This window comes from Wolbachia endosymbiont (group A) of Andrena hattorfiana, from assembly GCF_947179565.1.
GTDB lineage: Bacteria > Pseudomonadota > Alphaproteobacteria > Rickettsiales > Anaplasmataceae > Wolbachia.
In genome coordinates this window covers 108,447-132,820 of sequence record NZ_CAMXBT010000002.1, presented here as the reverse complement: position 1 = coordinate 132,820, position 24,374 = coordinate 108,447, and the positions used below count along the sequence as shown (strand labels likewise).

Annotated in this window: 24 protein-coding genes, 1 tRNA gene and 1 pseudogene; 13 read left to right on the top strand and 13 right to left on the bottom strand. The window is 34.3% G+C overall.

Annotation, left to right across the window (positions count from 1 at the left end; genetic code table 11):
• The first annotated feature begins 119 nt into the window (after nt 1–119).
• Nucleotides 120–1,097 (top strand): quinone oxidoreductase family protein, encoded by a 978-nt coding sequence (locus OM966_RS02365; protein ID WP_264328669.1) that lies wholly within the window; start codon nt 120–122, stop codon nt 1,095–1,097.
• Between the two features lie 229 nt (nt 1,098–1,326).
• Here OM966_RS02365 and ispH read toward each other — a convergent pair whose 3' ends face one another.
• Entirely contained in the window at nt 1,327–2,256 is a 930-nt protein-coding gene (ispH, locus tag OM966_RS02360; RefSeq protein WP_264329021.1) for a 4-hydroxy-3-methylbut-2-enyl diphosphate reductase, read from the bottom strand.
• A 20-nt stretch (nt 2,257–2,276) separates the two neighbouring features.
• On the opposite strand from ispH, the gene OM966_RS02355 reads away from it, so the two are divergent.
• On the top strand, nt 2,277–3,902 hold the full coding sequence (locus OM966_RS02355; RefSeq protein WP_264328668.1) for a peptidoglycan D,D-transpeptidase FtsI family protein: 1,626 nt from the start codon (nt 2,277–2,279) through the stop codon (nt 3,900–3,902).
• Nucleotides 3,903–3,904: 2 nt separating this feature from the next.
• Here the strand turns inward: OM966_RS02355 and OM966_RS02350 are convergent, their stop codons facing one another.
• Entirely contained in the window at nt 3,905–4,213 is a 309-nt protein-coding gene (locus OM966_RS02350; protein ID WP_264328667.1) for a hypothetical protein, read from the bottom strand.
• 178 nt (nt 4,214–4,391) lie between these two features.
• Nucleotides 4,392–5,099: an isoprenoid biosynthesis glyoxalase ElbB gene (elbB, locus tag OM966_RS02345; RefSeq protein ID WP_264328666.1), complete on the bottom strand. Its 708-nt coding sequence runs from the start codon at nt 5,097–5,099 to the stop codon at nt 4,392–4,394.
• Between the two features lie 150 nt (nt 5,100–5,249).
• Between elbB and OM966_RS02340 the strand changes: the two genes are divergently transcribed.
• A complete protein-coding gene (locus OM966_RS02340; protein WP_264329020.1) occupies nt 5,250–6,257 on the top strand; it encodes a glycine zipper family protein in 1,008 nt (335 codons plus the stop codon).
• Between the two features lie 30 nt (nt 6,258–6,287).
• Here OM966_RS02340 and OM966_RS02335 read toward each other — a convergent pair whose 3' ends face one another.
• From OM966_RS02335 to OM966_RS02295, 9 genes are all read right to left on the bottom strand, one after another.
• A complete protein-coding gene (locus OM966_RS02335) occupies nt 6,288–6,839 on the bottom strand; it encodes a 5-formyltetrahydrofolate cyclo-ligase (RefSeq protein WP_264328665.1) in 552 nt (183 codons plus the stop codon).
• On the bottom strand, nt 6,823–7,443 hold the full coding sequence (locus tag OM966_RS02330) for a ferredoxin reductase domain-containing protein (RefSeq protein WP_264328664.1): 621 nt from the start codon (nt 7,441–7,443) through the stop codon (nt 6,823–6,825). The genes OM966_RS02335 and OM966_RS02330 overlap by 17 nt, the downstream gene beginning before the upstream one ends.
• A 95-nt stretch (nt 7,444–7,538) precedes the next feature.
• A complete protein-coding gene (locus OM966_RS02325; protein WP_264328663.1) occupies nt 7,539–8,684 on the bottom strand; it encodes a SurA N-terminal domain-containing protein in 1,146 nt (381 codons plus the stop codon).
• 175 nt (nt 8,685–8,859) lie between these two features.
• Nucleotides 8,860–8,950, bottom strand: a tRNA-Ser gene (locus OM966_RS02320).
• Between the two features lie 133 nt (nt 8,951–9,083).
• Nucleotides 9,084–9,590, bottom strand: coding sequence for an inorganic diphosphatase (gene ppa, locus OM966_RS02315; protein ID WP_182183735.1), 507 nt, complete (start codon nt 9,588–9,590; stop codon nt 9,084–9,086).
• Between the two features lie 70 nt (nt 9,591–9,660).
• Entirely contained in the window at nt 9,661–10,884 is a 1,224-nt protein-coding gene (locus OM966_RS02310) for a WD1261 family protein (RefSeq protein WP_319604696.1), read from the bottom strand.
• 104 nt (nt 10,885–10,988) lie between these two features.
• Complete coding sequence (gene mnmA / locus OM966_RS02305) at nt 10,989–12,101, bottom strand: tRNA 2-thiouridine(34) synthase MnmA (RefSeq protein WP_264328661.1); 1,113 nt, start codon at nt 12,099–12,101, stop codon at nt 10,989–10,991.
• A gap of 317 nt (nt 12,102–12,418) precedes the next feature.
• Nucleotides 12,419–13,495: a rod shape-determining protein gene (locus OM966_RS02300; protein WP_264328660.1), complete on the bottom strand. Its 1,077-nt coding sequence runs from the start codon at nt 13,493–13,495 to the stop codon at nt 12,419–12,421.
• 20 nt (nt 13,496–13,515) lie between these two features.
• Nucleotides 13,516–14,931, bottom strand: a complete 1,416-nt coding sequence (locus OM966_RS02295; RefSeq protein ID WP_264328659.1) for a gluzincin family metallopeptidase — start codon at nt 14,929–14,931, stop codon at nt 13,516–13,518.
• A gap of 278 nt (nt 14,932–15,209) precedes the next feature.
• Between OM966_RS02295 and OM966_RS02290 the strand changes: the two genes are divergently transcribed.
• From OM966_RS02290 to OM966_RS02255, 8 genes and pseudogenes are all read left to right on the top strand, one after another.
• Complete coding sequence (locus OM966_RS02290) at nt 15,210–15,689, top strand: OmpA family protein (RefSeq protein WP_264328658.1); 480 nt, start codon at nt 15,210–15,212, stop codon at nt 15,687–15,689.
• A 142-nt stretch (nt 15,690–15,831) separates the two neighbouring features.
• Nucleotides 15,832–17,133, top strand: a complete 1,302-nt coding sequence (gene tilS, locus OM966_RS02285; RefSeq protein ID WP_264328657.1) for a tRNA lysidine(34) synthetase TilS — start codon at nt 15,832–15,834, stop codon at nt 17,131–17,133.
• A 24-nt stretch (nt 17,134–17,157) separates the two neighbouring features.
• Complete coding sequence (locus OM966_RS02280; protein ID WP_319604694.1) at nt 17,158–17,793, top strand: ATP-dependent metallopeptidase FtsH/Yme1/Tma family protein; 636 nt, start codon at nt 17,158–17,160, stop codon at nt 17,791–17,793.
• The gene (locus OM966_RS02275) at nt 17,682–18,374 is read left to right on the top strand and encodes an ATP-binding protein (RefSeq protein WP_319604692.1); all 693 of its coding nucleotides are present in this window, start codon (nt 17,682–17,684) and stop codon (nt 18,372–18,374) included. The genes OM966_RS02280 and OM966_RS02275 overlap by 112 nt, the downstream gene beginning before the upstream one ends.
• 110 nt (nt 18,375–18,484) lie before the next feature.
• Nucleotides 18,485–18,661: pseudogene (locus OM966_RS02270) on the top strand (tRNA lysidine(34) synthetase TilS); the annotation flags it as partial.
• A gap of 12 nt (nt 18,662–18,673) precedes the next feature.
• A complete protein-coding gene (ftsH, locus tag OM966_RS02265; protein WP_264328656.1) occupies nt 18,674–20,506 on the top strand; it encodes an ATP-dependent zinc metalloprotease FtsH in 1,833 nt (610 codons plus the stop codon).
• 159 nt (nt 20,507–20,665) lie between these two features.
• Entirely contained in the window at nt 20,666–21,175 is a 510-nt protein-coding gene (locus OM966_RS02260; protein WP_264328655.1) for a hypothetical protein, read from the top strand.
• A gap of 18 nt (nt 21,176–21,193) precedes the next feature.
• Nucleotides 21,194–21,343, top strand: coding sequence for a hypothetical protein (locus OM966_RS02255; protein WP_264328654.1), 150 nt, complete (start codon nt 21,194–21,196; stop codon nt 21,341–21,343).
• A 25-nt stretch (nt 21,344–21,368) separates the two neighbouring features.
• Here OM966_RS02255 and tmk read toward each other — a convergent pair whose 3' ends face one another.
• Nucleotides 21,369–21,971: a dTMP kinase gene (tmk, locus tag OM966_RS02250; protein ID WP_264328653.1), complete on the bottom strand. Its 603-nt coding sequence runs from the start codon at nt 21,969–21,971 to the stop codon at nt 21,369–21,371.
• A gap of 103 nt (nt 21,972–22,074) precedes the next feature.
• Here tmk and OM966_RS02245 point away from each other — a divergent pair, with 103 nt between their 5' ends.
• Both OM966_RS02245 and OM966_RS02240 read left to right on the top strand, forming a co-directional pair.
• Nucleotides 22,075–22,647 carry a thioredoxin family protein gene (locus OM966_RS02245; RefSeq protein ID WP_182367219.1) on the top strand — a complete coding sequence of 191 codons (573 nt, stop codon included), beginning with the start codon at nt 22,075–22,077 and terminating at the stop codon, nt 22,645–22,647.
• Between the two features lie 5 nt (nt 22,648–22,652).
• Nucleotides 22,653–24,371: a monovalent cation:proton antiporter-2 (CPA2) family protein gene (locus OM966_RS02240; protein WP_264328652.1), complete on the top strand. Its 1,719-nt coding sequence runs from the start codon at nt 22,653–22,655 to the stop codon at nt 24,369–24,371.
• The last annotated feature ends 3 nt before the right edge of the window (nt 24,372–24,374 follow it).

Genomic DNA, 24,374 nt, shown 5'->3' with positions numbered 1-24,374 from the left:
AGCGTCACGCGCTGGAATGACAGGAGGTAACGCAAGAAGTCTATTGATTGTGGAAACAATAACTTTGCAAAATATTAATTGTTAGATAACATAATTAAAGTTTTTATCTTACATTCATCATGGTTAGAGCTATACAAACAAAAAAAACTGGGGGACCAGAAGTATTAGAATTTGTAGATAAGAATATAGGTGAGCCAAAAGGCGAGGAAGTCTTAATACGTCATACAACTATCGGCTTAAATCGTTATGATTTAGAGCACAGAAAAGGTACACGCAAAATTAGAAATTTACCATCAGTACTTGGAGTGGAAGCAGTTGGGGTTATTGAAAAACTTGGTAAAAAAATCAGTGATGGATTCAAAGTTGGAGACAGAGTTGGATATTGCACAGCTCCTCCAGGGGCATATTGTGAAAAGCGCATTATACACCAGAAATATCTGATAAAAATTCCAGATGACATATCTGATGAAGTTGCTGCTGCAGTGCTGTTTAAAGGTATGACAGCTCACTATTTAGTTAATCAATCTTATAAAGTTAGGCCTGGTGCTTTCGTGCTAGTTCATGGGGCTAATGGTGGTTTAGGACAAATAATATGCCAATGGGCAAAGGATAAAAAAGGTGTAGTGATAGGTTCTGTAAGCTCTGATGAAAAAATGAAGATAGCTTTACAAAGTGGCTGCACATACGCAATAAACTACAATGATAAAGACTTCGTTTCTAAAGTTATGGAGATTACGCAAAACAGAGGAGTAGGTGCAGTGTATGACCCTATAGGTTACGCTACAAGCAAGCTTTCTTTTGAATCTTTAGGCAGGTTCGGCATATACGTTTCCTATGGGCAGATATCAGGTAACGCTCCTATTAGTTTTTCTTTACTTAGTTCACGTTCGTTATTTGCAACTGGAACCTCAATATACCATTATAAGCATGATAGATTCACATTAGTGCTTACCACAATGGAAATCTTCGAGATGATAAGAAAAAAACTTTTAACTGTACGGATCAATAAAAAATATAAATTTGATGAAATAATTCAAGCTCATCGCGATATGGAAAATAGAAAAGCGAGTGGGTTAAATATTATCAAAATCTCTTAAATAAATTAGTAATTTAAACTAACCATTCATTAAATCATATCAACTAGAACTTCACATATTTAATTCTCCTTTTGGGGGAATTAAAAGCATGTAGCTAAACTGACTTAGGCTTACCAACAACCGTCATCCCGCTACTTGTTAGCGCCGCGGCGGTATGACGTCTTAGCTATAGATGCTGGTTTGTGTGCTCCCAGTAATTTCAAGAGAAGCTTAGTAGATAAGTTGTGTTTTAAACCAGATTCGGTATTTTAAACTGAACATTTTCAATAATACCACCTGGCATAACTGAAATTTTTACACTCAGGTTTACTTTTAGGTAGTCCATTAATTCATCAACCAATATGTCAGGAGCAGAAGCACCTGCAGTGATTCCTATCTTTTCTACGCCCTGAAACCAGCTTTTATTCACACAGATGTAATTATCAATTAAGTAGGCTCTTTTTCCTCTGGCAGTGCACAGATCTAATAAGCGGTTTGAATTTGAGCTATTTTTACTTCCTACAACTAACACCATGTCTACAATTTCAGCTAGCTTTTTAACAGCATTTTGTCTGTTTTGCGTTGCATAGCATATGTTTTTTAAATCTGGACCTGTTATGCTTGGAAACCTGAGCTTCAGGGCAACAATAATTTCACGGGTATCGTCGATGCTTAACGTGGTTTGTGTAACATAAGATAAATTATCTGGATCTTTAACTTTTAAATTGCGTACTTCCTGCACAGTTTGCACTAAAATGATAGGATTATTTACTCTTCCTCTAATTCCCTTAACTTCTGGATGGTTTTCATGCCCAATGAGAATTAATTCTTTACCACTGTTTTCATACCTTTTTGCCTCTTTATGCACTTTGCTGACTAAAGGACATGTTGCATCAATCACTTGAATACCCTTTCTTTTTGCCTTATCTTCTATATTTTTTGATACTCCGTGCGCGCTGAAGATCAGTATTCCTCCATTATCTTCAATTTCCTCGATACTGTTCACAAAAACCACTCCTTGTCTCTTAAAGTCCTCTACTATATATTTATTGTGAACAATTTCGTGTAGCACATAAACTTGGCACTTGTTTTTGTATTTTTCTAAAGTAATAGCTAATATGTCCACAGCTCTTTTTACCCCGGCACAAAAACCTCGCGGCTCAGCTAAGATAATTTCCATTTTTGTCAAATCAAGTAAATATGCAAGCATTACTTAAAAATAAGCTCCGCTCACTGTGTTTTATAGTACCATTATTTACGTTTTATATAATAATTATTTTTCGCATATTCTCTTTAACATTTGATCAACCTACTACTTCAGAAAATTTTAGAAAAGATAATACAGTATATAAACAACCTGATATTTTAGATAGAAATGGAGTGGTAATAGCAACAAATGTGCCCACAACATCACTATATACAGATGCAACCAAAGTAAAGAATCCGGAAAGTATAGCAGCACAACTGTGTTCTATTTTGAATGATCTTGAATACGAGAATTCATATAGAGTACTTACTTCAAAAAAGAAATTTGCTTGGGTAAAGCGGCACTTGACTCCAAAAGAACTGTTAGCAATAAAAAATGCCGGCGTGCCAGGAATAAACTTCTATAACGATGTAAAACGTATATATCCTCACAGTAATTTATTTTCACATGTGCTTGGTTACACTGACATAGATGGCAACGGTATTGCAGGAGTTGAGGCATATATAAGTAAAAACAAACAACATTCTGTTATCCAAGTAGCTGACACTGGGGTCCAGAAAAAAAATACGTGGATTCCAGCATTACGCGCTGGAATAACACCTTACCAGGGTATTCAACTATCCTTAGATACACGAGTGCAAAGCATAGTGCATGAAGAGCTAACTAAAGCTGTAAGCAGATATCAGGCACTCGGCGGAGTAGGAATTGTTTTAAATGTGAGAAATAGTGAAGTCATCTCAATGGTCAGTCTGCCTGATTTTAACCCCAACCTACAGAATAAGGCAGAAGACGTACAAAAGTTTAATCGCGCCAGTCTTGGGGTGTATGAGATGGGGTCGGTATTAAAATTCTTTACAATAGCCGCAGCGCTTGATGCAAACGTTGTAAAAATTGATGATTTATATGACGTGTCAAAGCCAATCACTATTGGGAAATATAAAATTTATGATCTTCATGAATTTAAGATTCCGGAAATCACTGTGCGAGATATATTTGTGAAATCATCCAACATTGGTGCAGCAAAAATTGCAGTTAAATTAGGTATTGAAAAACAAGTAGAATACTTTAAAGCTATGAAGCTATTTTCTCCTTTGAAAATAGAAATACCAGAAAAATCTACACCGATAATCCCGGATAAATGGAGTGAAAACACTTTAATAACAGCATCTTATGGTTATGGCATAGCTGTAACTCCTATACATCTTGCACAAACTGCAGCAGCATTAATCAACAATGGGGTATTTCATAACGCAACCTTGATGTTGAATAAGAGAAGTATAGGAGAGCAAATTATCTCAAGAAGAACTTCCAGGAAAATGAGAAAATTATTACGCGCAGCAGTAACAGATGGCACTGGCAGAAAAGCAAAAATAAAGGCATATTCAATAGGGGGAAAGACTGGATCGGCGGAAAAAGTTGTAGATGGTAAATATAGCAAAGATGCAAACATAGCGTCATTTATAGGAGTGCTAACTATGCTTGACCCAAGGTATATAGTGCTAATTGCTATTGATGAACCTCAAGGGATACACCATACCGGGGGAATAATTGCTGCGCCTATAGTAAAGAACATTATAAATAGAATAGCACCTATACTAAATGTTACACCTGAGATGTAAAATTATGATTGCTTTACTATAACTTCAAATCTATCATTGCCAAAATCCTTATTAATATACCAAGAACCATCATCTTTAGTTACAAATTCAAGACCTTTAAGATTTCTTTTCATTGTCTTTCCATTTTGACCATCGATAGCGATATTAATATCGAATGTAATAACGTCTAGATTTATCATAGCTTCTCTCTCGCTGCACGAATTTAGACTGAACTTGCCTAACATGACATCATTAAAACTCACTTCCCCTGTATAGACATCACACTGACCGTCCACACAACACGTAGTTTCAATATAGAAAAGGTCTGACATATAAAACACCTTGCGTTTATAAAAAAAGAGCTAAATATATATAGCTAGTGCAGCCCTACGCCACGCCGCTAACAAGTAATAGTCGTAAACCTAGAGCACTTTAGCTATATAACCATAATACAGCTAGGAATGTAAAATTCAACAGTTAATTGTGTAAGGAAGTCTAAATTACTACATCTTAGAGGAATGGCTGTTTAGTTTTTTTGTTAATCTTTTTTACCATGCTGTCAATCATATGCTTTATCCCTTGATATACAGAGTATATACTTTCGTCGCTACGCATATAAGCAGAACAGGAAAATACATTATGTTCTTCGTCTTTTATTGATAACCCTGTATCACACTTTATGTGTTCACCACCAAGTTTCTCTATCAACTGTTCTCTGTCATCTCCTATAGTTACCTTAACCTTACTTTCTTCTTTACCTATCTTGCTACTTAAAATTGAAACAATAATGGCTGGAGATATGCATATCGCTCCTATCGGCTTTTTTGTAACAAAAAATTCTGAAACTAATCTTTCAAATTCAGGCATTACTGTCACCATGTCTTTATTCTCAGCTAAGTCAGACAAATTTTTTGCAACCCCGTATCCACCAGGTACAACTAGCATGTCAAAATTTTCAGCTTTGGCTTCTTTTAAGTCATATATTTCGCCTCTTGCGATTCTTGCTGCTTCCACAAGTACATTCCTTTTTTCTTTTGTTGCCTCTTTTGTTTTATGATTCATAACTTGTGTGATATTGATATCATGTGCAAAGCATTTAACATCCACTTCCTGCTGATCAAGCACAAGCAAACTTAAAACCGCTTCTCTTACCTCTGCACCGTCAAGGTGACCACACCCTGATAAAACCACAGCAGCTTTTAATTTTTTTTCACCCATAAAGTACCTTAATTTCATGTAATCTAGATATTTTAATACAAATTCTATATTTGGAAAGAGGTTATTATATTAATTATCTCATATTTATTATAATATAATTAATAATTAGTATATATAATTAGGCATATTTATAATTGATAAGAATTGAATATGGTACAAGGTGGTGCAACAGATACTGGTTATTCAGAGGAGTTGATTGAAAATATAGTAAAATATATTAGCAGAAAAGAAGATTTGTTACAACAATTGGAGAAGCTATTAAAACTAAATGGCCTTCAAAAGGAAGGTGAAATTTTTGACGAATCAGCTATCAAGCATGTGTCTGAATTGCTGATGAAAGATAAAGATCTTTTGGAGAATGCAATAGATATTGTAAAGGAGTATCTTGAGAAAAACAACAATGAATTAAAAATACTTCTTGAACAAGTAAATAAAGTAAAAGGCATGGAGGGAAAGCTTGAAGCTTTAGGTAATCAACTGTTAGTTCAAGGAGTGATAGGTGGAGCAGCAGTGACAACACTAACAGGTGCACTAGCAGGTTTATTAACAATAGGGGGAGTGACTGGTGCATTAATGGGTGGTGGAATAGCATTAGCAGGGTTTGTAGCACTAGTTGCTATAGCTGCTATTGGTTATGCTATATATCAGCATAGAGGTGAGATAAAAGAAGGTGCGATCGAAGCGGGGAAAGCAGTAAAAAGTTTTGTGAAAAATGTAATCGATAAATTACCTACGATTCAAGACAGAAATAAAAATTTTTATAAATTACATCAGGAATTATCTCAACTTGCCTTACAAACTGGTACAGAAGACAACAAAATAAAAAACATTCAGGATAAAGCAAAGGTAATAGAAATGCTTCAAAATGAAGAGCAACAATCGGCTATAAAGAAGTTGGTAGAAGAAGAAGTTATTCAGAATTTTTCAAAAGAAGATATGAAAAAGCTTGTGGAAAAAGGTAATAGTACTCATGAAGAAGATATGAAAGTACTTGATGATCTTATAAATAAATTTCAACCTGCAATTATGGCAATTGGTAGTGACATAAAAGAGGTAGAACAAAAAGTTAATGAAAAAGCTCAGAAAGTGGAGCCAAGTTCTCAAATAGATAGTCCAAGTCCTGAACAAGCGAGTACAGAAGAAAATAAAACCCTCTGATGGCTTGGGAGGGAATGGGAAAATAGAGATCTACTCCTTTCTATCCACTTTTTTGAGCAATCCACCTCCACATCTAACACACATCTCAGTGATTATAATATCCAATTTTTGATCATGTTTTTCTACAGGTAAATCTTTACAATATTGTTTCTCATAGGCTACACCTATAAATATTTTTCCAAGCGGCCGTAATTTTTTTATCATTGTATCATACCAACCACCGCCAAAACCTAATCTATTAAAATGATCATCAAAAGCAACAACAGGAGTAATGATTGTGTCGGGAATTACATCTTCATTTGTTTCATTCCATCCCTCAAATCTTAGCAACTGATTTTTATCAGGAATTGCTACTTTATAACCTAAATAGAGCAAACGACACATCAAAGGGACAACATTTATTTCCCCATCCATTGGAATGTAAGCCGCAATTGTTTTGCCTTTAACGTAACTTAAGTTCTGATTAAAGAGATTAATAAGGGAACTTGCCGCATAACTGGAATAACTTTCATCAATATCTTTTCTTATAGCTCTATATTGCTCTCTTATTTCCTTTTTGTGCTGTTTAATATCTTTGAACATGATCTATCCATTTCGCAGTGAGTTTTTCTTGTAAACTATTTTGCTTTAAGCGCTCACTTAAAAAATTAAAGTCAATAAATTCCATATCCTGGTCTTGATTACTGCAACTATAAACAAAACTCCTTTCTCCTGTTTCCGTATTTATATGTTGCTGAACACACTGAGCGCAGATTTCTTTCATCATACACTGCATAGGAGAATTAACTGACGATATTGCTATGTGACTTGACTTCAGATATGGCTTTAAAATTGTTTTTCTAGCTTCATTCACAGCTTTCATCATTTTATCAGAACCAATAGTGATAATTTTATCTATAGTGTTTAAATTAATACCTAATCTTCCTTGTTGATAAGAGACTATTGCATCAACTATATTACCATGAAAGGATTTATCTTGATCTCTGCTTGTTTCTATCAATCCTTCTTCACATGCCCAAACTACTGCATTTGATGCACGCTCTATCAGTGCTCGTTTAAATACATCACTTAATTTCTTATAGCCAGCAAAGTACAAAACCTTATTATTATTTTCAAGACACGCCTTCCCTATCGAAAATAATACTGCATTTCCAACTCCACCACCAATTAGCATTATATTCTTCACGTGCTATTTTAACTATATTTGTTCAAATTTTTTGAAATTTTATAGAACAAAGTAATTTTCGTACACAAAGACAGAGACAAGGACACTCTCTGACTTCAACTATACCGATAACTGACAGCTGAATTTTTACGCATATCATCTAATAACAAGTTGCTTTGTATCATAATCTTTTGTTGGTATATCTGCTGTTTAATTGCTTCCATATCCGCTGCATTACTCTTGATATCACACAACATCATTAACTTTGCAGTGCCATTTTCTCTTAATTCTACTATTTCATTCACACTTGTTTTACTAAATAAAATCTGTAAATCAGGATTTAAATCTCGCATTTTTATTTCAAACTCTTTTGCGTTTGGCAACTTAAAATCATCTGCTAATTTGTCAAAATTTAAACAATTGACCTTTTGCTCTTTAAAATTATCCAATAAACTTTCTGAACCCTCAACCACAATCTGTTTTAATTTTAAAGTGCTTTCCAGCAGTGCATAATTAAGTTGTACCTTGTCTATGACTTTTATAATAGAGTAACCTTCACTGAAACTGAATGGGCCTGCTATATCGCCGGTTTCTAGTCTTTCTAAAACGCTCTTAAGTTTATCTTTGAGCTGACTTAAATTAACTGTTGCTTTACGCATCTTTATTGGAGATTCCGGGTTATTACTATCACGTAATTTTTTTACTAAATCTTCAGCTATGCCATAAACATCCTTGTCTTTTTGATCAGGAATTATAAACTCTTGGAACGTGATAAGATAATCCGGCTTTTCTGTTTGCCTTTTTACATCATCTACTTCTTTATCGCTTATATTAATAAATGGCACAATTCTTACTTCAATAATTTTGCTCCATAGTAACTGACATTTTATTTGTTTTCTTAAAATACTAAGATCTATATTATGCTTTTTTATGTATTGATCAACTTCATTAGCCTTAAGTTTAAAACTTTGGGTTAAAAATAATATGATAGCGTTATCTAACTCCTCGTTGCTCAATTTTATATTCAGCCTCTGCGCTTCATTGATAATGATAATTTCGTCTATTAGCTCCCTAAGAATTTGAGGTTTTGCTTCTTTTTGATTAACACTTTGAGTGCCAAACAATGAATTTATAAAGTTGATGCGTTTTTCGATATCTAAATTTGAAATTGGCTCACCATTTACATCTGCAACAATTTCAATCTCGGCTGCAAGCAACATAAGTGGCAACACTATCAACAGCAAAATTAGTATTTTATGCATATAAGTAAGGTTAATAACTAATTCTATAATAAATACTGAGTCAACGCTAGCCAACTTTTTAATAGCTATCTAAGCAAAGACGGAAATAAAAACCATTGCAACAAGATCAGGTACATACCTAAACAGGCTAAAAACATGCCAATATAGCGAATTCAGACCGTGCTAAAACAGTATACGGAAGGAGAGGGATTCGAACCCTCGATACGACTTTTCAATCGTATAACGGTTTAGCAAACCGCCGCCTTCAGCCGCTCGGCCACCCTTCCAAATTTAGAACCTAAAGATTATATAATACCAAGACCTCTACCGCCTGTCTAATGCTTTTAATTGCAATATTTACCCATTAAAAACAACAACATTTTTCCGAATAACTGTAATTCCAGGGTAAATCAACGTAGACTAATTTCTGCTTTTTTCAATGATTTTCTTTGCTTCTTCTACACCAACCCATTCTCCAACTGCTACCGTTTTTCCCTTTTCTAGATCTTTATAATGAGAAAAGAAATGAGCAATTTTATCTAATAGGTTTTTAGATAAGTCAGAATAGTCCTTTATATTGTCATAATAGCTATCAACACTGGAAACAGGCACAGCTAATATCTTTTCATCTTCTCCTTTTTCATCTTTAGTGAGTAATGCGCCTATTGGACGCACCGATATTAAAACACTAGATGCTAAGGGAAATTGAGTTAGCACCAAAACATCCACAGGATCACCATCACCTGCGCAGGTATTTGGTATAAACCCATAATTGCAAGGATAAGTCATTGAGGTAGACAAAAATCTGTCAACTTGTAACAACCCAAGCTCTTTATTAAATTCATACTTTACAGGCTCAGCATTTGCACTTATTTCAATTACCACATTCACCGCATTTGGTACCGCTGTTATTTTACTTAAATCCATAAATTACCTTCTTAACTTAAGAATAAGCATTATACAATATGTACTTTTAAGTTGCTACATTTATGTAGTTCTAAGCTTGTTTTGCATGGAGCGATTCTAAATTTTCATTCGTCATTCCATTGACTGTTGAAAGTGGTGGTTTCTGTGATAATTGAAATAAAGCATATACTATTACAATAGTAAGCACCGCACCAACTATCAAGTTAGTAAGGTTGTCTTGTGGCAAAACATTTTTTATTGAGTTGAGCAATTTTTGCTCCATAAGGAAATAATCAGCAACATATAACCCAACAGATAATACAAACATACCCAAAATAAGTTTACAGACTGTGTTTTTATGGTCTTTTTCTTTTTTCTTGCTGACAATGAAATTTGGCCTACATTTATTCTCTCCTTGTGGCACTGAGTAGTATATATTTTTAGGGCTCGTTACTAATTGTTCAAATTCATCACTATTTTGGTTTTTTAACAGTTGCTCTAGGGTGTTTTTTGTATTTATAGGATATATTAATCCATCCATTTTTAATTCTTTCTCTTGTCGATCCACATTCTCATGGTTGATTGTATATTTGATGGTTCCATCTCTACTTGATAACTTGATCATATGTAGTGCTTTAGCTAAGAACATTGTATAATGCGCTATTAACTGATTCTCACATATCTCTAATACTTCTCTTTTTACTGTTTTGTTAGATGACGAAAGTTCTTTATAGTGATCACCCAAAGAAAAGAACAATGCTATATCTTTATCTGCTTTTATATCATGAATGGAATAATAGCTGCTGATAACGCACTTATTTAATGCAAATTCTCTGTTATATTTGTTTAATGTATTTCCTTCACTTAGTAACTTTCTAAGACCAATGAGTACTTTATTTTCAAAATCTTCTTCTGTTTTAAATATTGGTTCTCTCTTTGGATTTGCTAAGATGTTAAGTAAATCTAATTTCCTTCCATCTACTACTTCATTTATATCTTGATTTAGTCCAGACTCTTCAACAACTTTATATATTCGATTAATAACACCCTCAGTACTTAGTTCATTATTTTCACTAAGTATCTTATAAGCTTGAGCATAAATTAAAAACAGCCCTTGTAGACTAAACTTTAAGTTTAAATATTCATCTAATGGCTCCCTCTCTTTTTTAATGAATGCAGACAAACCAAAATGATTTCTGCGGTCCATACTACGATCTAAGTCAGCATGTTGAAAGCCACCTAAAAAAATAAACAAAGTCTCTAATAAATTACCCTTACCAACAATTTTTATTAGTTCTTCAACTTCCTTAACCATTGCTGAAACCTGTAGTATAATAATTACCCTTATAGTATAAAGGATATATGGTAAAATAGCAATAAATATTATTGTACGTTTACACTCTGCATTAAAGCCTTTAGTTAAGAGCATATCCATCCACCGCCAATTACTTGCTCATCTTTATACGCTACACAGGCTTGACCTGGACTGATGCCAAAGTAATCGTTGTTTAAAATGACACAGGCTTTATTTTTTTCGTCAGTTGAATGTATTGTTGCTAAACTTCCCGCATGTGATGATCTCAGCTTCACAGTTACTTCCATACCTTCCTTTGGTTGTTCTAACCAATTTAACTCCTTGATCAATATTTTTTTTTGCATTAATGCGTTGATCGGACCTACTATAACCTCATTATTTTCTGTATTAATTTTTATCACATAAAGAGGTTCATTGTGTGCGATACCCAAGCCCTTTCTTTGCCCCACTGTAAAATTTACTATGCCACTGTGCTCGCCTAGTACTTTTCCATTAACATCCACTATTTTACCTTTCTGTACAGATTGTGGAGCTAATTTAGCTATTGTTTTACTATAGCTTTCGGAAACAAAGCATATATCTTGACTGTCCGGCTTTTCAGAAATTTGTAAGCTGAAATACTTTGCTAATTTTCTTATATCACTTTTATAGAACCCACCTAGTGGAAATCGCAAAAGCTTCAACTGCTCCTTTGTTGTAGCAAATAGAAAATAGCTTTGATCTTTACTTTTATCAATGCTTCTGCACAACTTTACCTCACCATTTTTTTCTAATCTTCTCACGTAATGTCCTGTTACAAGCACATCCGCACCAAGATTTTTTGTAACTTGCAATAGATCACGAAATTTTACCATTTGGTTACATCTCACACATGGTATGGGAGTTTCCCCACGCATATAGGTACTCGCAAAATCCTCTATTACTTCCTTTTTGAATATTTCCTCATAGTTTAAAATATAGTGAGGAAAGCCAACACTTTCAGCCACGCGCTTAGCGTCGTAAATATCCTGTCCAGCACAACATGCACCTTTTCTTGCGTTAGCATTACCGTCGGTGCCATAGAGTTGAAGAGTCACACCTATCACCTGGTACCCAAAGTTATATAGCAGTGCTGCAGCAACGGAGCTATCAACTCCCCCGGACATTGCAACAATAGCCTTGGTTTGGTGCGGAGCTTTATCTTTTAACAAAGGTTCAATTTCAAATTCTTTTAGCATAATCGCCTTAATTTATAAACGCAAATCTTGTGTCATTCCAACATACAACTGTGCAAACGTTTTGATTTGGGGGCAATTTACATAGTAGATGATGTCATGAAAGTAGCTGACACTGGAATCTAGTGTCTATTTATGCAAATTCATTAAAACAGCATATTTATTTGTAATCAAGTTTCCTGGATCCCAGTGTCAGCTACTCGGATGACACCCTTTCCTGCTGGAAGTTGCCTTCAAATTACTTGGTGCGTGACACTGGGATCTCATTTATATTACATAATTCCATCAAAACAATTCGATAAACTACCTTCAAAAACAATTTAATCTTGCTTGAATAAAACATGGCCAAAATAATCCATGTTTTCAAGCACTTTTCCACTACCCAAGGCAACACAACAAAGTGGGTCATCTGCAACACGAACTGGTAATTTTGTTGTTTCACTGATAACTTTGCCCAAGTTACGCAATAATCCACCACCACCGGATAAAATTATTCCTCTATCGACTATATCAGAAGAAAGTTCAGGTGGAGTGCTCTCCAGTGCAGTCCTAATAGCAGAAATTATCTGATGTACAGGCTCTATTAAACTCTCTGCAACTTGATATTCTGATAAAAGCATTTCTTTTGGCATGCCACTCACTAAATCCCTGCCTTTAATTATCATTCCCTCTTTGTTATTTTCACCTGGCAGACTGGCTGAACCTACGTTTTTCTTAATTTTTTCAGCAGTTGTTTCACCGATTAATAACTTATGATTTTCACGAATATAAGATTTTATTGCTTCATCCATAATATCGCCACCTACTCTGGCAGAACGTGAATAAACAATTCCGCCTAAAGAAATAATTGCAACTTCAGTTGTACCGCCTCCTATATCAACGATCATAGAACCCTCAGGTTCAGTAACTGGGAGCCCAGCTCCGATTGCTGCAGCCATTGGTTCTTCAATCAAAAATACTTCATTTGCACCAGCACTTTCTGCTGCATCTTGTATAGCACGCCTTTCAACTGGCGTGGATCCAGATGGAACGCATATGATAATATTAGGTTTATTAACAGTGAATTTTGTGTTTGCACTGCGTATGAAATATTTTAGCATTTCTTCCGCACTTTTAAAATCAGCAATAACTCCATCCTTTAAGGGCCTTATCGCCTCTATTTCTCCAGGCGTTTTTCCAAGCATCATTTTAGCTTTTTTACCAAAAGCATAAGGAACGTAGCTTCCTTTTTCTTTTACTCTTGCTACAACTGAAGGCTCATCAAGCACTATTCCCTGATTTTTCTGATAAACTAAAGTGTTTGCAGTACCAAGGTCTATGGCAATATCGCTAGCAAACAAACCTTTGAAAGTAAAAAGGCTATAAAACTTTCTGGTCAATTCTCGAACAAAATTCATACATAACTCAAGAAAACCATTTATTGAGACAAATTATACTTTTTAGATAGGTAGTAAGTAACACACTCAACGTCTAAACCCTTGCCTGTTACTTTTTTTAGCAGTTCCAGGCCACACTTTGCACTGTATATATTTTGAGATAACCAGCTGATAAGTAAACTAAAATCTCCTTTTATTATAGCACTTAATGATTCGTAATGATTCTTTTTAACGAAAGAGAAAATCTGCACAGCAGCAATTAAAGCAATAATTTTTATAGGAAAGTAGCCCATAACACCGCTTGCCCAATATTCATCTTGAAAATAAGTGTCCAGCTCATTTTTAGCTTTTACTGGAATTTTATAGTGCTTCATACCTTCCAGCCACGCATCGTGCAGATCCTTAACTTCCAGTGTACCATTTATTATATCCTGTTCTAACCTAGTTCTCAACATAATATGAGCTAACAGACTAAATTCATCTGCGTTCTTTAAAGAAGAGGAAAGGTTTATTTCATTGAAAACCAAGTGCAAATTTTCAACACTGCTATTAGTTTTGCCTTTTATAGCAAATTTCTCTTTTATGTGTGGTTGAATGAACTCAATAAATTCTCTGGATGTTCCAATCATCCTTTCCATGAATAACCCTTGAGTTTCATACATAACATGTCTCGTAATTGGGCTACTTATAGAATTTTGCGCTAAACATTTTTGATAAATCGCATAACCACTATGCCGTAAAAGTGAAAATAAACCATAACAAAAATCAGATTCATCATAATCTATAGGGTAGTAATAAGAAGTACGAATCTCATTTAGTGCAATACCCATTTGCTGTAAACATAACGAGCCAAGTTCAATCTGCTTCTGAGTAGCAACTCTTTGTATATTAGTAACCTTATCCTTTTTCTGCTTTTCAATTATTTCATCCACATTTTCGCTAAAAAATTTGCCTACCTTGGGGAATACTTCCCTTATATTCTTTTCTGTGATATCAGAGTCATAGTCAGCAAGCAGTGAGTCGTATTTTGAGCATTTTAATTGCTGCGATTTTATAGAAGCTACTTCGCGAATGAGTGTGATTAAATCAGTAAAACGTTCTTTTAGTTTTTCTAAGTTACTGGTTTCAGAATGAGATAGTTTCCATAAATTTTGGCATTCAACCTTAGCTTTGGATAAAGACTTTACTAAATCAATAGGAACAGCACTGTTGCTTTTATGTATTCTCTCTATTAACTTTAGCTGCTGAGTATTTGCACTTTTTTTGTTACCAAGAGCATCTGCTAATGATTCCTTTATTGCATCATGAGAGATAATTTCATGTCTGATTTCTTCTAGAAGATTCATTTGTTCAACTTTGTCCTCTATATTCAATTGGCTTTGGTTTAGTACTTTTAGCGTATTTTCGATATTCTTTACCCTATATAATACTTCCTCTAAAAACTTATAAGATTTCATAATTTGTTCATTATTTTAGAAAACATCTGTTTAATATCGTAATAGATTAATAATAAAGTTAAAAGTATATTTGCTTAAAGTACAATAAAAAATTGTACTTTTTATTCCTTTATTGGATTTTTCTACTCAGAGTCCAGCATATTATAAGAAAATTAATTGTAAGGGTGTAGAAAAAGTATTTAGTATTTTATTTCTCTTGACTATATTACAATATGGAGAGATTATTAGCTACTGAAATTAAAGTTACGCACTATTTTAAAATTTATGGAGGTTTAGTAATGTGGAGTAGACTGGTTATAATGTGCTGTTTTTGTTTGCTACTTACTGGTGTAAGTTCTTGCCCAAAAAAAGGAGCAAATACAACAAATAAAATGAATTCTGTTGTTAAGCAGATAGGTGATAAAAGAGTTTTCTTTGGTTATGATGAATCTAGTATTACTGAAGTAAGCGCAGATGCATTACTTGACGTAATGGAGGTGTTACAAGATAACCCTGACGCGAAGGTTACTTTAACTGGTCATACTGACAACCGTGGTTCTCATGAATATAATCTTGCGCTAGGCGCTAGAAGGGCAGATGCAGCTAAAAAATTTATGGTTAGTTGTGCACCCTACATAGAAAACAGAATAAAAACTGCTTCTAAGGGTGAAACTGAGCCTTTGGTTAATGTAAAAGATGATTCTAGAAATTCTAAATATGAAAAAGAGCATGCTAAAAATCGTAGAGTGGAATTTTCATTTTCTGGAATAAAGAAATAGTTTCTTGCATTAAAACCTGGATCCCAGTGTCAAGCACTGGGATGACAAAAGAGAGCAATTCCGCTGCTTATTAGCGGGATCTATATATACCACAAATAAGTCGCTGTATGACGTAGAGACTATCTTGCCATCAAGAAACATAATGAAATTAGAGTTATTATTTCAAAATATAGCTAATAGCTTTGCTTTCTATAAACAAATCGCAGTTGCAGTATCAGGTGGTGTAGATAGTATAGTCTTACTGCACTTAATGACTAACTGGGCAAAAAAAAACAAGCTTTCACTTCCTATAGCATTAACAGTAAATCATGGGTTACGTTCAGAGTCTCAAAAAGAAGCTGATTTTGTTATAAGTTATGCAAAAGAACTTGGAGCAAAGGAATCGTTCATATTAAATTGGGAGAAGCAAAATATTAAAGGTAATATTCAATTACAGGCACGAAAAGCACGATATAAGTTACTAGCAGAGTGTTGTAAAAACAATAATGTTAAATGTTTGCTCGTTGCTCATCACAAAGATGATCAAGCAGAAACGTTCTTATTAAGATTGGAGCGAGGTAGTGGCGTAGATGGATTATCATCAATGGATTACAAATCTTTCTTAAATGGTATTTATATATTTAGGCCATTGTTAAATTTTAGTCGTAGTGAAATAGAAAAGTACGCTAAGCTTCACCGGTTAAAATGGATCGAAGATAGAAGCAACTATAACTTAAAATACAGGCGAACTTTATACCGTAGCTTACTTAAAGCAAGTGACAATCAAGAGATTTTAACAGAGCGAATATGCCTCACAGCCCTTCATATGAAAAGAGCTGCAAAAGCGTTGATGCACTACACACGCCTTGCATTTAATGACTGTGTTAATGTTCATGATCTTGGTTATATTGAAATTAAACTAAGTGAATTTTATCAATTGCCAGAGGAAACAGCCTTGAGGCTTCTTCTTTACTCTATAATGGCAATTGCCAGTAAACATTATAAACCAAGGTACAATAGCCTTATTGCGATATTTAATAAAATATTGCAAAAGGATAGTAATGTTAACTGTACACTTTCTGGGTGCAAAATAAGAAAATATGGAGAAAATATCTTAATAATTAGAGAATCGTCAAAGATACAAGAAATTACCGTAAACCTACCTTTAAATGAACCTACTCAATGGGATAACAGATTTAGCTGCACAATACTCGGAAATCAAGAGTGTTCAGTTATCATCGCTCCATTAAAAAAAACACAAAAAGTTCCTGAATTTCTGAAGGATTACAACTGCTGCCCTGAAGTCTTTTATTCTTTGCCTACAGTACAAAAAGATGGAAAGGTGCTTGCTTATCCTAGTACATGTCAAAGTAATCAGAAAATCGATAATAATGGAGTTAAGTGTATTATTACTAACATATTATACGAAAATCTGATAAGCTCAATTCTTTCAGGTGAAAATTAAATGACTCGGTAGAAATTCCTTAAAATTGCTCTCTTATGTCTGGCAATTGCTGCTACCATTTTTGCAATTTATATGCTGTTTTTTCAAGGTGAAGGTCTAACTACTATATCTTTTTCAGAATTTTCAGACAGATTAGAAAGTAACGATATAAAAAGTGTTGTTATAGATATAAGTGAAAATAGTATTGTAGGTAAGATTAAGGATGGATCAAGTTTTAAGTTAGTCAGTATTATATCTAATGATCTCATAAAAATTTTACGCGACAAAAGGGTTCACATCCTCTTTTCAACAGAAGCCATAAATGAAGATGTCATTTTAGGTAGCATTTCCATTATAATATTTCTAGGTGTGCTGGTATTTGGCTGGGTGATATACAAAAAAAATTTTAGCATTAGCTTAGACGATAAATTAATTACAGAAGAAGAGAAATTAAAATTTAGTGATGTTGCAATCTCCGATAAGGTGAAGAAATCATTAGAAATGATTTGCAATTTCATAAAAAATAGAAAAAATTTAAACAATTCAATTGTGATATACCAACAGGCTACATTTTATACGGTCCCCCCGGAAATGGTAAAACCCTCCTTGTTCGTGCAATTGCAGGCGAAGTTAATATTCCGTGTTATAGTGTTTCAGCGTCTGAGTTTTCTAAATCATTAATGGGTGCTGGTCCAGCTTACATTCGTGATCTTTTCGAAAAATTAAGAAAAAATTTTCCTTGCATACTCTTTATAGATGAAATAGATGCCGTTAGTAGACGAAATAATTCAGAAACTTCTGCTAGTAATAATGAAGAGAGGCGGATGATCACTCAGTTATTGAGTGAACTGGATGGGATAAAATCTAGAAAAGATGTAATAGTAATTGGTGCAACAAATCATTTGCCTCTTATAGATGAAGCACTCTTGAGACCTGGGCGCCTAGGTGAGTGCATTCGTATTTCTCTACCTGGAGAAAAGGAGCATAAGAAAATATTGAATATCAATTTAAAGAATATACAAATAGCACCAGACGTAAATCTGGAAGAAATTGTAAGCCGCACTTCTGATTATTCAGGAGCTTATTTATCTAATTTGGCAAAAAAAGTAAAATATAATGCTATAAACAGAAACCATGAAGGCGCTATTCCTACTATTACTATGGATGATTTTTATCGTGAATTCAAAAGAATAAATAGTGCAAGAGTAGAACATGTAGCTTGCCAGTGTAATATGAAGGATAGTTTCCAGCAACGTACATAAAGTCATCTTATTAACAAATTACTTTGTCCAACAAGGTTTTCCTACATATTAGACCTTGCAACTATTTTCCCATAAAAGAAAGCACATGGAGCAGTAGCTACCTGCTTTTTCAAGTTTACAACTGCTGCCCTGAAGTTTTCTATTCTTTGCCTACGGTACAAAAAGATGGAAAGGTGCTTGCTTATCCTGATGTAAATTATAACGAAAAAAATACCAATGACGATAAGGTTCAATGCATTATTAATAGCACGATAAAACAAAATTTGGTAAGCTTGATTAGTACTTAGTTAGAAGTAGAAATGAAAAAATTTTTAGAAGGCTTATTGATCTGGTTAGTAATTATTGTTCTTATTTCAGTTGCTTATATTCAGTTCAGCGGAAATGTAGGTAGAAGTAAAACAACCATACCTTTTTCGGAATTTTTAACTAGAGTAGAAGACAATGATGTAGAAAATATTGTCATAAAAAACCAGAGCATTGAGGGCAAGTTTAGGGATGGTTCAAGTTTCAACTCAAGCGGTGTTATATATAGCGACCTAATAAAAAATTTACATGATAGAAAAGTGAGATTCTCCTTTTCAACTGGAGATTCTGCCATGAGCGTAATTGGTGGATTACTTATCTCATGGGTCCCAACATTTATCTTTATTGGCTTTTTGCTATTCTTTCTTAAACAAACACAAGCGGGGGGCAACAGAACTATAAGCTTTGGCAAGTCAAGGGCTAGACTCATGACTAGTGGGAAAAAAGTAACATTTGATGATGTTGCCGGAATTGATGAAGCAAAAGAAGAGCTAGTAGAAATCGTTGATTTCCTTAAACAAAGGCAAAAATTTCAAATATTAGGTGGAAAAATACCAAAAGGGTGCCTTTTAATTGGCTCTCCTGGAACTGGTAAAACTTTACTTGCTCGTGCAATTGCAGGAGAAGCTAATGTGCCATTCTTTAGCATTTCTGGATCTGATTTTGTTGAGATGTTTGTTGGTGTTGGTGCGAGCCGTGTTCGTGATATGTTTGATCAAGGCAAGAAAAATGCTCCTTGTATAATTTTTATAGATGAGATAGATGCGGTGGGTAGACATCGTGGCATTGGTCTTGGTGGTGGTAATGACGAAAGAGAACAAACATTAAATCAGTTATTAGTTGAGATGGATGGCTTTGAGTCTAATGAGGGCGTAATAATAATTGCTGCGACTAACCGCCCGGATGTCTTAGATCCAGCACTGCTTAGGCCTGGTCGTTTTGACCGGCAGATTACTATTTCTTTACCCGATATAAATGGGCGCGAGAAAATATTAAATACGCATATAAAGAAAATATCAATGGCCCCTGATGTAAATGTGAAAACAGTTGCAAGAGGAACACCTGGTTTTTCAGGGGCTGATTTAGCAAATTTAGTGAACGAATCTGCGCTTATTGCTGCAAGAAGAAACAAGAAGATTGTTACCATGGATGATTTCGAATATGCACGTGATAAAGTGATGATGGGTGTGGAAAGGCGATCTCTCATTATGACAGAAGAGGAAAAGAGACTGACTGCATACCATGAAGCTGGCCATGCGATGATTGCTGTTAATATGCCTGCTTCTGATCCTATACACAAAGCAACAATTATTCCACGCGGTAGGGCACTCGGTTTAGTTATGAGACTACCAGAAACAGATAGAGTGTCCCTCACAAGAGAAAAGATACTAGCAGATATAACTGTTGCAATGGGTGGACGTGTGGCAGAAGAGCTAATTTTTGGCTATGATAAAGTCACAAGCGGCGCATTTTCAGATATAAAACTAGCATCAGATTTATCACGTTCTATGGTAACAAAATGGGGAATGAGCGACAAAATAGGTCCGATCTGTCACAATCGCGAACAAACTATGCATGGTTCTGAGATAATTTCTGAAGATACGTTAAAACTTATAGATGAAGAAGTGAAGAAAGTTGTGTCTTCTTGCTATGAAAAAGCGAAAGACATTTTGACCAAGCATAAGAAAGGCTTAGATCTCATTGCCGAAAATCTACTGGAGTTTGAAACTTTAACAGGAGATGAAATAAAGGACATATTAAGCGGAAAAAAAATTGTTAGAGAGGAAAATGAGAAGAATGAGAAAATAAAAAAATCCTCTCTCTATTAGATCTGACCCTAGCTTAAAATGCTAATCAGCTAACGCTGCAATAAAACATTCAGAATTGTAACTGTCAATATAAATTGTATTAGAATATTCATAATGTTGCATTTTCATCACGATAATGCTATCATTCAGTTAGTATTACTGTTTAATGAGGTATGAGTAATGGTTGACGTAGCTTCTATTGGTGTAAATGCAGTCATTGATCATAAGTATAAAAAAAGAGCGCAATTAACTTTATTAGGGCTATTTCTTGTTGTATCAGCAGCAACTGCTGTCTGGTTTATCTTTCCTGTATCACAAAATGTACTAGTGCCATTTTTGCTCCCAGCCGTATTCTTGTTCTTTACTCTATCTATGGGTTATTACATGTTCATATTTAGTTGTGAAGAAAAATCTTTGGTAAAGAATGTTCTTGGTATGGTTGAACCAGCTGAATCAGTAAAGAGAGTGCATTGCCAAGAAAATATTAAATCCTTATTAGCAGAAGTGAGAAGTACTACGAGAGATAGGTTTTGCAACGCGCTTGTTAATCTTTGTTTTGAAGATCGTAGTAAAGCACACAAACTTGCATTATATGTGAAAGAAATTGACGATATTGTGTCTTCAATAAAAAATAAAGACCTCTTAGACCATTTTGATCAATTTTTTACTATTACTGAAGTAAGTAATTAAAAAAATAGAAGTGAATTAATGAACCTCACAAGGGCATATAAGATAATAAGTGAAGAAGATCCAGACAAAATACAGGATTTTTTAGCTACTCAAACAAAAAGTTATTCATGTGAAATAATGTTACCTAAAATTAATAATTTTCTATCACAAGTTAAAGGTTCGGTTTAAATTAGTAGAGGTTAAATAAATATAGTTAAGTCTTTGCAATAGTGATTTTATCAATAATCTTAGTGTGTACTTGATTATCATTTTTTGTTTCAATTTCAGTGATGACATGGCACCTACCGGGCTCTTTTATGGCGATTTCTTTAAACCCTTTTCCAACTTTATTATAAAAATTAACATCCATTTCTTCATATTTATTCTTGTCTTTCGCTCTACTTAACCCAACTTTAACATCAATATCTAGAATAAATGTAATATCTGGATATCTAACTCCAGCCAACCTGTGCAAATCTTCTATTAGTTTTAAATCAACTCCAAACCCATATCCTTGGTATGCAATGGTTGAATCAATAAACCGATCACAAATCACTATTTTCCCTTCTGCAAGAGCTGGTAATATTAATTTTTTCATATGTTCGTGCCTCATCGAGATAAGTAGCAAGAGTTCAGAAATAGGATCAATATTATTTGTTAACAACACTCCTCTTATCTTTTCTGCAAAATCAGTGCCACCTGGTTCTCGAGTCGACACTACATTATTTTCGCCGTGAATTTGCTTAAAATGATTTGTAAGTAGCTTAGATTGTGTTGTTTTACCAGAGCCGTCTATTCCTTCGAAAGTTATGAACATAAGTTTTATAATACTAAAAAAGAATATGCAAACAGTATACATAGAAACCGTTTGACATTTAAATAATAAGACCGTAAATTACATAACGGTATAATAATAGTCTATGGTTGCTCTGAATACTCCTAAAGTCGATTTTAGTTTTACTGCAAAAGATTTTAATCTTTTGGGAGTAGATAATAAATACTATACATTAAGTGACTGTTGTGGAAAAAACGGTCTTATTGTAATGTTTATATGCAATCACTGTCCTTACGTTCAGTCAATTATTAGCAATCTGGTAAGCGATGTTGATCAATTGAAAAAAGATTATCAGGTAAACACCGTTGCAATAATGTCAAATGATGTAAATGAATATCCAGAAGATTCCTTTGAAAATATGATTAATTTTGCCAAGGAAAATAAGTTTACATTTCCATATTTAATTGATAGTACACAGAAAATAGCTAAAGAATACGGGGCTGTTTGCACTCCTGACTTTTTTGGCTTTAATTCCAATTTAAACCTTTGCTATCGTGGACGTTTTAATGACACAAAAAAAGAAAAGGTTCAAAGCTATGAAGTAGGAAGTAGTGACTTATTTCAAGCTATGAAATTTATTGCAGAAACTGGTAATTCTCCAATTGACCAAAAATCAAGTATTGGCTGCTCAATTAAATGGTCTAATTCTACAGGTTAAATATCATGCACAGTGGCTCTCAGCATTTGTTTGATATTATAATTTTACTTTCTGCTGCTGTGTTTATAGTCATAGCGTTCTGGAAAATGAATATTAGTCCAGTGCTCGGTTACTTCGTTGCAGGTGCAGTTATTGGTTCTCATGGATTTAATCTGATACACTCAGCTGAAGCAATGGATAATCTTGCAGAATTTGGTGTAGTTTTCCTATTATTCATTATAGGCCTTGAATTGACATTTGAACGCCTGATCGCTATGCGTATTCATGTATTTGGGTTCGGTTCTCTTCAAGTTATAGTTACCATGGTAGCAATATGGTGCATCGCTCTTGCTTTCGGTGTGAATACTAATATAGCAACAGTTATTGGTGGTGGGCTTGCGCTATCCTCAACAGCAATAGTGTTGCAGGTTCTGCAAGAAAAAGGTTCTCAAGCAAGTCAGGTTGGTAGGTTGTCAATAGCAGTACTATTAATGCAAGATTTTGCAGTGGTACCATTAATAGTATTGGTACCTTTACTTGCTGGCAATTCTGAGCACAGCCTGATAAGCTCATTGGCAGGTTCATTGGTGCAAGCAGCTATTGCATTAGTGCTAATATTTATAACTGGTAGATTATTGCTTAGACCTTTATTTTCGGTTATTGCTAAAATGGAAAGTAATGAGGTCTTTATATCAACAACGCTTTTAATAGTATTAGGAGCAGCATTTATTACTGAGCAATTCCATTTATCGTTGGCATTAGGTGCATTTGTCGCTGGATTGTTAGTTGCAGAAACAGAATACAGACACTCAGTAGAACACGCAGTATTGCCATTTAAAGATTTGTTTCTTGGCTTATTTTTCATGACTGTTGGTATGTCTATCAATACCGAACTTTTACTCAATAAGTTACCACTAATTACTTTATTATCGATTATCCTTATCGTTTTAAAAACATCTATCATATATATATTGTGTAGATTTTTTGGGTTTAAGAGTGCACCTGCTATACAAGCTGGGTTACTGCTTTCACAAGGCGGTGAATTTGCGTTTATTTTATTTCGCTTAGCAGATGAGCTAAATGTGCTACCAAGTGAAATCGCTCAAGTACTTATGATGGTAACTACAGTAACCATGGCTTTCACTCCTCTTTTATCGGGGCTTGGAGATTGGATAGCAAACTCATTTAGCACTGAGAAAACAATATTAGATGATGAAGCTGTTGAAACAGATACACAAGATCTTTATAACCATGTAATAGTTGCTGGATTTGGTAGAGTGGGATACATGGTAACAAAAATGCTTACTGCAGAGCATTTTTGTTACGTTGTTGTAGATATTCAATCAAAAATAGTCAAAGAAGGAAAAAGTGATAGTTTTCCTATATATCTTGGAGATGTTACAAGATGTGAAATTTTAAAATCAGTAGGAATAGAAAGAGCTCAAGCTCTCGTTATTTCAATAAAGAATGAAGTTACTATAAAAAAAGTTGTTTCCTTAGTTGCTGCAAATTTTCCGCATGTAAATATTGTAATACGCTTACCAGATCTGAGTAATGTGGAGGTTTATAGAGATCTAGGAGCTAGTAAAATTATTCCTGAAACATCTGAGATAGGATTGCAGCTAGGTGGAGCTGCACTGAGCCTCAGTGGTATTAGCGAAAGTGGAGTTACGTCTTTAAAAAGTAGATTTAGAAAAGGCAATTACAGTATGTTAAAAGACCTTGGTAGTGATAAAGATGAATGACTA